Here is a 12,228-nt window from a genome sequence, read left to right as displayed (position 1 = left end):
CTAGACATGATTGTAAATGCTATTCAAAAAATTGGATTTTATAGCAATGATTTCTCCTTGTGTCTCAAAATATTCAATAAAACTACTAAGGAACTTAAAATATGAAAAAATTATCGTGTACAGAGAAGTTTAATGAAAGATTAAATCAACAGTCTTTACCATTGATTATAATATACTATTTAGATTTTTAAGAGTTTATTTTCTAAAGCTCTGTTTATCAGATATTTTATAGTCCAAGAAGTTACTAATATGATTCTTTTTGTCTTTAAATACAAAATTATTATATACAATCATATACATTAGAACCTTTCTAACATAATGACGAGTTTCACCAAATGGAATATTCTCTATCCAAATGGTTGCTGGAACCTCTTTACTGTTTAGCCATTTAGCAACATTTCCTGGACCAGCATTATAAGCAGCTATTCCCAATACAGGATTTTTATCAAAGAGCTTTTCCAAGAAATATAAATTAGCTGTACCAAGCTTAATATTATTCTCCGGTATAAATATCTGGCTAGCCATGCCTTCGGATTTATTACCAACAAGAGGTAATTTATATTTCTTTGCAATAAATTTGGCTGTAGGCTCTGTTACTTGCATTAGCCCCTTTGCTCCTGCCCATGATCCGGCTTCAACATCAAATAATGACTCTTTACGCATTATTGATAATACAAGATCTTGATCTATGCCAAATTTTTTAGCATTCTTCTCAACTGTAGCCAAAAATGCTTTTGGGAACAACATATCAATATTATTGTATTTACCAATTACAGCCATATTAAATATTGCAGCATAGTACATTTTATTATCTTCTGCTAATCTAGCTAGCTCTTTGATCTGTGTAATATCTTTATTCTTAAGTTTATTACGTATTGTCCATTTCCAAAGGCTTGTAGAATCCTTAAATTGCTCAATCTGATATAAATCTATCGATTGTTGAATAGCTTCTTCTAATTCAAGCTTCTTGGCTTCACGACTACCTAATTTATCAGCATTATCATTACCAAAGTTATATGGCTTATCAAGCTTGTCAGATGCTAGGAATGAATAGTAATCCAGAGGGGTCTTAGTTAAATTTTCAAACACTTCATTAGCTTTTGCTTTTTGTCCTGTTTGTTCGTAACTATATGCTAACCAATATCTCCACGCCTCATCTTGCTGAGATTTCTTAGGTAATTGATTATATGTTTTTATATAATCTTTGAAATTTTGATTATATAAATCAACTCTCAATAACCATTCCCATGCAGTGGTATCAAGATATTTTTTATCAACCCTCGCTAGCCAATGTTTAGCTTGAGGTGATTGTGACCTAGCAAAACTAACTGCTATAGCTGAAATACACTGCTGCTTGGTCTGATTACTAAGATATCTTTTATTTCTTAAACTATCCCATATTCTTGCATATTTCTCAGGATTTTTTCTAACCAAATCTTTCGATATATCAACGAATATTTTGTCAAAATTTCTATAATTGTGAAATTTACTTATAAAATCGTCTAGATTATTAGGTTTTTTTATCGTATTTCGCCATGCTGATATATAGTTCACATAATCTTTATTGTCTTTAACATAAGTATTTAGTAGCCATAAACTATCATCAAACTTATTAGCAAAAGCTAGAGTATATGCCTTTGTAGTTAAATAGTCTCTTGATTTATCTTCAGAATTATCCCAATACTTTTGCATATCATTACACGCTGATGGCATATAGACACGATTTTGCCAAAGCTGTCCGTACTCATCTATAGCTTTAGACTTATTGCCTGACTCATATTCAGCCTGCATTGACCAACACTTCCCTGATACCCCTAAACCACCGGCGTAATACTTTTTAAAGTCTTGCCAATCTTTTTTATTAGCATAATAACTAGCAAGATCTTCTTTGATTTGATTACTCCAATAGCTATCTTGATGTGTTCTTAAATAATCATCAATTGTCGCCGGCTCAAAAATAGCTGGATCTGCGATTATTTCTTTGTATTGAAGGTATGGATATATACTTGTTTCTTTCAGTTTTGATTTTAAGTAATAATAAGATTTATAATCTTTTTTATCTAAAGCTTTAATTGCTTGCTGAGAATATTTTTCTTGTTGGCTTGTAAGAGTATAGCCGGCACTGATAGACAAAAGTGCTAAACTACCTATAATAACTTTTTTCATTGAAATTTAATAATATAAGGAATCATTTAGATAGAAATACTAACATTATTAATGATAAAAGCCCAACACTACTATACGAAATCAGTTTTTAAAATTATATTTATTAGATACTTCTGTATTTAGTAGATTGCTCAACTTTATCTTTTTACTATCCTTCAAAATAACATTATTATAAACAACCATATTAACTAATACTTTTCTCACATAGTGGCGAGTTTCTCCAAATGGTATATTCTCAATCCATTGTTTTACAGGCACTTGTTTATTTGTGAGCCACTTATTCACATTACCAGGTCCAGCATTATAAGCAGCAATAGCTAGAACTAAATTGTTCTTAAATAAACTATCTAAAAAATCTAAATTCGCTGAGCCAATTTTAATATTTATATAAGGATCAAATACTTCATCAGATGAGTTACTGATGTTATATCCTAATTTATACTTATTAGATATAAAATTAACTGTAGGTATCGTGACTTGCATCAAGCCTTTTGCACCAATATATGACTTTGCTTCAATTTCAAATAATGACTCCTTTCTCATTATTGAATAAATTAACGATTGAGTTAAATCATATTTAGTTGATTGCTCTTGTACAATATCATCAAATGCATCTGGATATAATAAGTGTACATGACTATCAATACCCATCATACGCATACTAAATATTGCTTGATAGTACATTTCATAAAGCCAAGCTAGTTGTGCCAAAAGAGGAATTTCATCTCTATGTCCACTCGAGAACTTGTTCCGAATCACCCACTTCCAAAGCTTTACGGAGTCTTTAAACTGGCCTAGTTTGTGAAGTTCAATAGCATGTTTAACATCTGGATCTAATTCAAATTTCTGGATTTCAGAATAGGATATACCATTATAGGTATTATCACCGTAGTTATAACCTAATCCCATAGCATCAGCTGATAGGTATGCATAGTAGTTATAAGGAGCCTTAGCTAATTCAGTATATATTGGTCTAGCTTTTTTGAGCATACCAAGTTTTTGATAACTATAAGCTAACCAATACTTCCATATTACTCCTTGTTGTACTTGTTTCGAACTACCAAGATAATCTTCAACATAACCACTGTAGTTAGAATTATACAAGTCAATTCTTAAGATCCAGTGCTCTGCAATTTTAGAGATATGCTTTTTATCAATTTTTAATAGCCATTGTTTCGCATTACTATCATGCTTTTGTGCAAGAGCAATTGCTATTTTCTCATCTATTTGTTGTTGTATTTTATAGCTCAGAAACTTTCTATACTTTATTTTTTGCCAAACCTTAGCATATTTCAAAGCATCAGTTTTTACATTATCACTAGCAATATCTAAAATCACTTCTGTAAACTTTGGATACTTATGATATTTTCTTATGAATTTATCTAACGTACTAACACTAAGATTATAGTTAACATATTTCCATTGATTTATATACTCAGCATACTCTTGATCTTGTTTTACATACTTTGATAAAAGTTTAGAAGAATCGCCAAAATCATTACTCAACGCGAGGTTATATGCTTTATCTAATATACATTGCTTTTCTTTTTTAGTGTATTTTTTTACATCTTTATCTAGTCCAACACACTCAGGAGCATTAAACTTATTTTTTTGCCAATATTTTGCAAACTGCTTTATTGCTTTCTTTTTATTTATTTTATTCTGATTATCTGCAACCCAACACTGTCCTACGGTTTGCAAATCGCCATCATAGTATTTCTCAAACATCTTCCAATTTTTAGTTTTAGCATAGTATATTGCTAAATCATCACATAACTCAGATGCCCAATACTCATCTTTATGGGTTTTAAAAAAATCTTGGATTTGCTGTTGAGAGAATTTATCAGGATGTAGAGATATCTCTTTGTACTTTAAGTAAGTTTTTGTTTTTTTATCAGAGATTTTACTTTCACTTTTAGCTATCAAATAATCTTGATAGTTTCTTTGCTGTAGCTGATCTATAGCCTGTTGAACATTTTTAATTTGCTTATCTGTCAAGCTATAACTATAGGTCGATACTAATACTAGCAACAATATTAAAAGTTTTTCCCCTAACTTAAAAACCATATTACTATCTTATTTTATCAACCAATTTCATTACAAACTCTGCTGATCGGTTTGCTGCCATTTTTGCAAACTCATCAAAATTATCAGGAGCATCGCCATCAGCCGTATCTGATATACTTCTTAATATAAGACTAGGAACATTCATCTCATTACAAATAAGGTTAACACTAGCTCCTTCCATCTCTATAGCTTTCGCATCAAACTCTTTTACCACGAAATCTTTTCTTTCAGCAGAATGGACAAACTGATCTCCAGTAGCGATTACTCCAGTATGTAAATTTAAATTAAGCTCTTTTGCGATTACTTTAGCTTGTTCTAGTATCCGTGCTGAAGTAGCAATCTCAACTTCAGAAATAGGAATCTTACCATAAGGATAGCCAAAAGCTGTAATATCAACATCATGTTGAACTGTAGCAGTTGCAGCAATCATATCACCTACTTGCAAATCTTGAAGCCCACCAGCTACTCCTGTAAATAGCAATGCATCCACGCCAAAATGCTCTATCATTATCGTTGCTGTTAGACTTGAGAAAACTTTACCAATCTTGCTATAAGCTACAACAAGCTCTATACCATTATAGTTAGCAACATAATATTTATTATTTGCATATTCTACAGTTTCATATTTTTCTAATTTTTGTAATATCGGCTGGATTTCTATCTCCATAGCCCCTAATATCGCTATTTTTTTCATTCTACACTCTCTATATCTATTTTTGTTATCTTTCTAAATCCTTGAGGTAATAATACACCTCCACCTGATGGCTTATCTGTATAGTATGTTTCAAAGTTTTTATTATCAATACGAATAAACCTCTTGCCTGCACTAAGAGTAAGCTCTTGCTCTGGTTTGAATAATTCTATAAATTTAAGTTTATCTTTTTTATCTAGTTTAATTATAGCTTTACCTTTACCTTTTTTAAGCACTGCAAAACTTTCAAAATCACGAATAATAGTTCTGCCTTGTGAACTAACTGCAAGCATTTTCAAACCTTTATCATACGGTATAAACTTAAAGACATCATCAGCATCAAATATATTCTTACCTGTAACTTTATTTGCTATCAGATCTTCAGCTGGTATCACGAAGCCTTTTCCGCTAGTACTAACAATTAAGAAATGCGTAGAAGCATTAACAAACTCCATACTGATAATTTCATCTTCTCTATCTAAAGGAATATATGTGGTTATATGCTCGCCATACCCTCTAGCTGATGGAAATTTATCAACATACATCGAATATGCTTTGCCAAGTTTAGTAAAGAAAATTAGCCTAATATTACTGTTACCTGAAGTAGATAGGTATGGCTTATCTTCAGGCTTATAGCTTAGACCTTTAGGATCAATATTATCACCTTTAGCACATCTTACCCAGCCAGCTTTTGATAAGATAACCGTTACTCTCTCACTAGGCATAAGATCTTTCTCTTCTAGAGCTTGTGCTTTATCAGCTTGAATTATTTTAGAGCGTCTACTATCACCAAAGTCAGCAAGAATTTGTTTTAGTTCTTTTTTCATTAGGTTTCTAAACTTAACTTCACTGTTTAGATACCCTTCAAGTAACTCTTTCTCTTTTTGTAACTCTTTTTGCTCTTTTTTAATTTCAATTTCTTCAATTTTCGCTAATTTACGTAGTCTAATATTCAAAATTGCTTCAGCCTGAATTTCAGAAAGTGCAAATCTACTCTGGAGTTCTAAACTTGGATCATCATAATTTCTGATAATATCAATAACTTCATCAATATTTAAAAAAGCTATTAACAAACCTTCTAAGATATGCAGCCTATCTAAAACCTTATCCAAACTAGTTTGTAATCTTCTGCGTAATGTACGCTTACGATATTCTAACCATTCATTAAGTATATCTAAGAGATTTTTAACCTGAGGTCTATTATCCAGACCAATCATATTCATATTCACACGGAAACTTTTTTCAAGATCAGTAGTCGCTAATAGATGCCCCATTATTTTTTGGATATTCTTCTTTGTCGACGCTGAATATAGAACTATTTTGACAGGCTCTTTATCATCTGATTCATCTTGGATATTTTTAATCCATGTGATCTTTTGTTGCTTAAGCTGATTAGCAATTTGCTCCATTACCGAAGCACTTGAAACTTGATGAGGTAATCGAGTAATTATCACATTACCATGACTATCATACTCATATACAGCTTGCTGACGTATAGAGCCATTACCAGACTTGTATACTTCAGCGATCTCTTCTTTGCTACTGATAATATTAGCTCCACCTGGATAATCAGGAGCCTCAATTATTTCTAATACTTCTTCAATACTAGCTCTGGGATTAGACAATAAATGTAAGCAAGCATTAATCACTTCTGTAATATTATGAGGAGGTATATATGTTGACATCCCCACCGCAATTCCCATTGCTCCATTTAGGAGGATATTTGGTACTTGTGCTGGTAAAAGTTTTGGTTCATCCATTGTACCATCAAAGTTTTTGACCCAATCAACAGTACCTTTTTTCAACTCATCTAACAATAATACTGCATACTTAGATAAACGTGACTCAGTATAACGCATAGCTGCGAATGATTTTGGATCATCAATTGAGCCCCAGTTACCTTGCCCATCAATAAATGGATAGCGATATGAGAAATTCTGCGCCATCAACACCATTGCTTCATAACAAGCACTATCTCCATGTGGATGATACTTACCTAGTACATCACCAACAGTACGAGCAGATTTCTTATATTTTGACAAATGGCTTAATCCAATTTCACTCATCGCGTAAATAATGCGTCTTTGTACAGGCTTAAGCCCATCAGAAATATGTGGTAGTGCTCGATCTAATATTACATACATCGAGTAATTTAAATATGCTTGTTCAGAAAACTCTCCTACAGACTGAGTACTTTCTAAGCTTGAGAATAAATCCATTTTTACAGAAAAATATAAATATTTATCGATAAATTATATATCAACAAGACGTTCTATACTAGATAAGTAGATATTGGTATACAAAGAAATAGTTTCTTAGCTTTTTTGTCTTCTCAGATAAGCTATTGTTTCTAGCTCTTTTGAGAACACGAACTTATTTCTTTGTAAAAAATCCAATGTTTTAAGTATATCTTTAAATCCAGAAAGAACCCAAGCCTGAATACTATAGTCAAAGACAGTTTTTGCTTTTAAATATCTACTAACACCAGCTCGACATTCCTGTGTGAGAAAATCTGTAGCAGGGAATTTTATAACAATCATTCCCCTTTTGTCATAGACAGCTACTTTAGCATACGCACCAAGACTTGATAACTGCTCCTTAACTCTTTTAAAGTCTTCCCAAGCTAGCATCATCTTCTCACTAGCTTCTTTCTCCATATATTTTATAGACTTAGAGTTGTAGCTCTGTTTCAAACTATATGACTCTTCTTTTAATTCATTGTATTTCTCTAGCAACTCTTTATAACGTCTATCTAAAGTAAGATTTGCTATTTCTAAACTATCATTTTTATTAGATAGCTCTACTTGTTTTTGCTTTATTTTATTTATGCTTTTAGATATTTCTTTATCAATATACTGCTTTATATTGCTACGTAAAGCATAAGCGAGCTTATCTTCTTTAATATCTGACTCTTTGAGTGTGGATTTAATAGCTTCTAGTAACTCATCTTTAGCAACTGTATTTATTGTTAGTTCCTGCTCACAATCTCCAGTTGCAATAGCTTGCTTTCTATTGTCTTTGTATAAAGTAACCTTCTCAACCAAATCAATAATAGAAACACCCTCTCCAATAAGTTTTCTAACTTTATTGACTGTGATTTCTTCATTCTGCGAACGTAAAAGTTCACATTTCTGATTTACGAGTTTTTGAGTTACTTGTTTTGTCATTTTAAATACAACCTACACAATCTTAACTTATATTGAAATCTCATTTATTTACATGCACATCGCAGCAAGCGGTTATTAAGTCAATGTATCAACGGCTTCAATTGTTTGAATCAATTTACAATTGACAAGTTTTGAGGACATCATTGGCTTTTAGCTAAGTGCTAGCATTTTGCTTACTTTTTGTGCAATGCAAAAAGTAAGGCGCATTCACCATACCACTTGTAAAGGGGGTAGGTGGTGAAAAACTTTTTTAAAAATTCTTCTCTTCTTCTCTTAATGTTAGAACTTCGTAACCATCCTTCGTAACTAAGATTGTATGCTCCCACTGAGCTGATAGAGATCTATCTTTTGTTACAGCTGTCCAACCATCTTTTAACACAGATACGGCTCTTTTACCAATATTTATCATTGGCTCAATTGTAAAAATCATACCCTCTTCAAACTTAGCACCCGTGCCAGCTTTACCATGATGCATTACATGTGGTGGCTCATGAAAGTTTGCACCTATTCCATGACCACAAAAAGCGTCAACTATAGAGTAGCCAAATTTTTTAGCATGTTTTTCTATTACGGCACCTATATCGCCAAAATGATTGCCTGGTTTAACAACCTCAATACCTTTCCACAAACATTCATGAGTAACTTCAACTAATTTTTTAGCCATAACCGAAGGTTCGCCAATCATAAACATTTTACTAGTGTCACCATGATAGCCATCTTTTTTTACAGTAATATCTATGTTTAAAATATCGCCATTTTTTAATTTCTTATCAGCAGGAATTCCATGGCAAACTACATGATTTATAGATGTACAGATAGATTTAGGAAAACCATGATAATTCAATGGTGCAGGATAAGCATCTTGCTCCGTTACTATATAATCATGACACCTTTGATCTAGCTCTGCTGTTGTCACACCTTCCTTTACATAAGGAGTTATCATTTCTAAAACTTCTGCTGCTAATTTACCAGCTACTTTCATTTTCTCTATTTCTTCTGGAGTTTTTATTATTATTTCACTCATGTAATACAACTACTTTTATCAAAAAATTTAGATATACATTATAAACTATCAACAAGTGAATATATAGATACAGCAAAAGGATGTTAAAAAATTGTTTAACGCATAAGAAATTTAAATTTCAATGACACCCAAACTTTCAACAAGCTCCCAAAACATCTTCTTAACAGGCGAAGATAAAGCTTCTTTTCTCATTACCACTCCAACAGATATACTTGGTAAACCTTGAGTTTTTATTATATTTACAGATTTAGATAAATGACTGTGTCTTAATATTACCTCTGGCACAATAGAAGTTCCAATACCTGATGATACCAGTGACAAGATAGCCTCATTACCATCCACATCACCATATATTTCAGGTTTTAAATTTTGCTTTTTAAACCACTCATCTAAATTACTACCACCAATATAGTGGGCTGGCTTTATAAAAGGTATATTTTCAATTGCTTGCTTTAAATTATTAACTTTCTTTACAGCAGGAGCGATCATTACCATTTTTGTAGTCAACACTTCTTTAACACAAAGATTACTAGGGATATCTTTTGACAAAATAGCTATAATTACATCTGTTGCATCCTCTTCAAGCTGGCTAGTACAGTTTTTTATTGAACCTGTAGTTAGCTGTATTTTTATGCCTGGATAATTGATATGTAACTTTTTAATGATATTTGGTAAAACCACATATGATGCCGTTACGGTACAAGATAGCCTAATATCGCCTACTACTTGGCCTTTTTTAGGGTGTAATATACAGTTTAGATCTTCATATTTTTGTAGCATATCTTTAGCAAATTGATAATAAATCTTACCAGCATCTGTTAGTCTGATATTTCTATTATCTCTCTCAAAAAGTACCACTTCCATTTCTTGTTCAATACGTTGGATAAGGCGGGTTAATGCTGACGGTGTTAAGAAACACTTATCACTTGCCTTACCAAAATGTAGAGTTTCAGCCAAAATTTTAAAGGCCTTTAATTCTTTTTTGTCAATCATATTTATATTTTGTTGCACTATCTGCAATAAATAGTTGCAAATTTTTCACTTTATTTCAAGCAAGTCTTTGTATAACTTTGTAGTTAGACTAATAATAAAAAAGCTTAATACTGGAGAATAAAATGAAGATTCAAAGCAATATTTTTGAAGTTAAAGAATATAACTTAGGTGGACAAAATGAGACTATCGTTGCTGGTGGTCGCCACCTATTTGAAAAGCTTCCTCAAGCATTTGAGGGAGTTAAGCAGATTGGTGTAATCGGTTGGGGATCTCAAGGTCCAGCTCAAGCACAGAATTTACGTGATTCTTTAGAGGGAACGAACATCAAGGTTAAGGTTGGCTTACGTGCTGGTTCAAGCTCAGAAAAACAAGCTGAAGCTGTAGGTTTCACTAAAGAAAATGGTACTTTAGGTGAAATGTTTGATGTTATTAAAGAGTCAGATATGGCTATTATCCTAATCTCTGATGCCGCTCAAGCTAAACTTTACGATAAGATTTTTGCAGCTGTTAAGCCTGGAGCAACTCTAGGTTTCTCTCATGGTTTCTTAATTGGCTTTATTGAGAGCATTAACTACAAGGTTAGAGATGATATAAATATCGTTGCAATGTGTCCAAAGGGTATGGGGCCTTCCGTTCGTCGCTTATACGAGCAAGGTAAGACAGTAAATGGTGCTGGTATCAATAGCAGTATTGGTGTATATCAAGATGTTAACGGTAGAGCAACTGAACAGGCTCTAGCTTGGGCTATAGCTTGTGGTGCACCATTTGTATTCCCAACAACTATGGAAATGGAATATCGTTCTGATATCTTTGGTGAAAGAGGTGTTTTACTTGGTGGTGTACATGGCATCATCGAAGTGCTTTATCGCTACTTCACTGATAATGGTATGGACAAAGAAGAAGCTTTCAGACGTACTGCTGAAGCAATCACTGGACCTATTTCTAAGATTATCTCTACGCAAGGAATGAAAAAAGTGTATGAAAGCTTAGAATCTGCTGAAGACAAGCAAAAGTTTGAAAATGCTTACAATGCTGCTTACACTCCTCTATTTGATATCTTAATTGAGTGTTATGAAGATGTTGAAAGCGGTAATGAAATTCGCTCAGTTGTAATGGCTGGTGCTCGTCATGATCGTCTACCAATGGGAAAAATTGACAAAACTGAACTATGGAAAGTTGGTGAAAAGGTAAGAGCTGAACGTGACCAGCACACAACTCCTATTGATCCAATTACAGCAGGGGTATATATAGCTTGTATAATGGCTCAATCTGATGTTTTAGCTCAAAAAGGTCATGCATACTCTGAGATTGTCAATGAGTCTATCATTGAAGCTGTAGATTCACTAAATCCATATATGCACTTCAAAGGTGTTGCTCATATGGTTGATAACTGTTCAACTACAGCTAGACTTGGATCTCGTAAATGGGCGCCTAGATTTGACTACAACTTGATGCAACAGACTATCCCATGCATCAACACTAAGGCAGGCACAAATGCTCCTTTTGAAAAGTTCGCTGATCATCCAGTACACGAAGCTTTAGCTGTTTGCTCAACTTTACGTCCTTCTGTAGACATAAGTGTTGTAGAATAAATAATAACAGAAATTAACTCTTAAAAAATCTCATGCAAATCAAAGAAGCTCAACAAATTATAGATAGGCTTTTTAAAGATATTTCTCACCCAAGATTAGCTAGTTTTATTGCTCTTACAGAAGAAGTCGGTGAACTAGCTAATGAAATCATGCAAAAAGAAATTTACGAAGAAACTTTAGATAATGAAAAAATCAAATCAGAATTAACTGATGTTTTGGTATGTGTTCTTGAAATTGCTAATCTATACGATATAAATCTTGAGGCAGAATTTGATAAAAAAATCAAAAATCTAGAACCTCGAGTACATCAGTGGTCAAGTGCAAAAGATCTTCTGCAAGCTAAAAGATCTAAGCTAGACTAAATACTACTTCAGATGTACTTAGTGAGTTTTAAATATTTTATCTCTGTACACGATAATTTTTTCATATTTTAAGTTCCTTAGTAGTTTTATTGAATATTTTGAGACACAAGGAGAAATCATTGCTATAAAATCCAATTTTTTGAATAGCATTTACAATCATGTCTAG

9 protein-coding genes are annotated in these 12,228 nt (G+C 32.6%); 2 read left to right on the top strand and 7 right to left on the bottom strand.

What is annotated here, in order from left to right:
• Positions 1 to 195: 195 nt before the first annotated feature.
• The 7 genes from F3D57_RS09390 to ilvY all read right to left on the bottom strand — a co-directional run bounded on the left by F3D57_RS09390 (position 196) and on the right by ilvY (position 10,108).
• The gene (locus F3D57_RS09390) at positions 196 to 2,172 is read right to left on the bottom strand and encodes a transglycosylase SLT domain-containing protein (protein ID WP_411961509.1); all 1,977 of its coding nucleotides are present in this window, start codon (positions 2,170 to 2,172) and stop codon (positions 196 to 198) included.
• Between the two features lie 75 nt (positions 2,173 to 2,247).
• Positions 2,248 to 4,233: a lytic transglycosylase domain-containing protein gene (locus tag F3D57_RS09385; RefSeq protein ID WP_150466052.1), complete on the bottom strand. Its 1,986-nt coding sequence runs from the start codon at positions 4,231 to 4,233 to the stop codon at positions 2,248 to 2,250.
• A 4-nt stretch (positions 4,234 to 4,237) separates the two neighbouring features.
• A complete protein-coding gene (locus F3D57_RS09380) occupies positions 4,238 to 4,927 on the bottom strand; it encodes a 5'-methylthioadenosine/adenosylhomocysteine nucleosidase (RefSeq protein ID WP_150466051.1) in 690 nt (229 codons plus the stop codon).
• Positions 4,924 to 7,143, bottom strand: a complete 2,220-nt coding sequence (gene parC, locus F3D57_RS09375) for a DNA topoisomerase IV subunit A (protein WP_150466050.1) — start codon at positions 7,141 to 7,143, stop codon at positions 4,924 to 4,926. Before parC ends, F3D57_RS09380 begins: the two co-directional genes overlap by 4 nt.
• 96 nt (positions 7,144 to 7,239) lie before the next feature.
• A complete protein-coding gene (locus F3D57_RS09370; RefSeq protein WP_150466049.1) occupies positions 7,240 to 8,091 on the bottom strand; it encodes a hypothetical protein in 852 nt (283 codons plus the stop codon).
• Between the two features lie 250 nt (positions 8,092 to 8,341).
• Positions 8,342 to 9,115: a type I methionyl aminopeptidase gene (map, locus tag F3D57_RS09365; protein ID WP_150466048.1), complete on the bottom strand. Its 774-nt coding sequence runs from the start codon at positions 9,113 to 9,115 to the stop codon at positions 8,342 to 8,344.
• Between the two features lie 111 nt (positions 9,116 to 9,226).
• Positions 9,227 to 10,108 carry an HTH-type transcriptional activator IlvY gene (ilvY, locus tag F3D57_RS09360; RefSeq protein WP_150466047.1) on the bottom strand — a complete coding sequence of 294 codons (882 nt, stop codon included), beginning with the start codon at positions 10,106 to 10,108 and terminating at the stop codon, positions 9,227 to 9,229.
• A gap of 122 nt (positions 10,109 to 10,230) precedes the next feature.
• Here ilvY and F3D57_RS09355 point away from each other — a divergent pair, with 122 nt between their 5' ends.
• Positions 10,231 to 11,700: a ketol-acid reductoisomerase gene (locus F3D57_RS09355; protein WP_150466046.1), complete on the top strand. Its 1,470-nt coding sequence runs from the start codon at positions 10,231 to 10,233 to the stop codon at positions 11,698 to 11,700.
• A 32-nt stretch (positions 11,701 to 11,732) separates the two neighbouring features.
• Positions 11,733 to 12,062: a MazG nucleotide pyrophosphohydrolase domain-containing protein gene (locus tag F3D57_RS09350; RefSeq protein WP_150466045.1), complete on the top strand. Its 330-nt coding sequence runs from the start codon at positions 11,733 to 11,735 to the stop codon at positions 12,060 to 12,062.
• Positions 12,063 to 12,228 lie beyond the last annotated feature (166 nt).

It is taken from the genome of Francisella sp. SYW-2 (assembly GCF_008711475.1).
Taxonomy (GTDB): domain Bacteria; phylum Pseudomonadota; class Gammaproteobacteria; order Francisellales; family Francisellaceae; genus Francisella; species Francisella salimarina.
The sequence above is the reverse complement of the archived record's forward strand: the minus strand, read 5'-3'. Positions and strand labels throughout refer to the sequence as shown.

What these genes read in the sequence shown, in the direction of transcription:
- F3D57_RS09350 (WP_150466045.1), top strand. Translation starts at nt 11,733, where the DNA reads ATGCAAATCAAAGAAGCTCAACAAATTATAGATAGGCTTTTTAAAGAT.
- map (WP_150466048.1), bottom strand. Translation starts at nt 9,115, where the DNA reads ATGAGTGAAATAATAATAAAAACTCCAGAAGAAATAGAGAAAATGAAA.
- F3D57_RS09380 (WP_150466051.1), bottom strand. Translation starts at nt 4,927, where the DNA reads ATGAAAAAAATAGCGATATTAGGGGCTATGGAGATAGAAATCCAGCCG.
- parC (WP_150466050.1), bottom strand. Translation starts at nt 7,143, where the DNA reads ATGGATTTATTCTCAAGCTTAGAAAGTACTCAGTCTGTAGGAGAGTTT.
- F3D57_RS09355 (WP_150466046.1), top strand. Translation starts at nt 10,231, where the DNA reads ATGAAGATTCAAAGCAATATTTTTGAAGTTAAAGAATATAACTTAGGT.
- F3D57_RS09385 (WP_150466052.1), bottom strand. Translation starts at nt 4,233, where the DNA reads ATGGTTTTTAAGTTAGGGGAAAAACTTTTAATATTGTTGCTAGTATTA.
- F3D57_RS09370 (WP_150466049.1), bottom strand. Translation starts at nt 8,091, where the DNA reads ATGACAAAACAAGTAACTCAAAAACTCGTAAATCAGAAATGTGAACTT.
- ilvY (WP_150466047.1), bottom strand. Translation starts at nt 10,108, where the DNA reads ATGATTGACAAAAAAGAATTAAAGGCCTTTAAAATTTTGGCTGAAACT.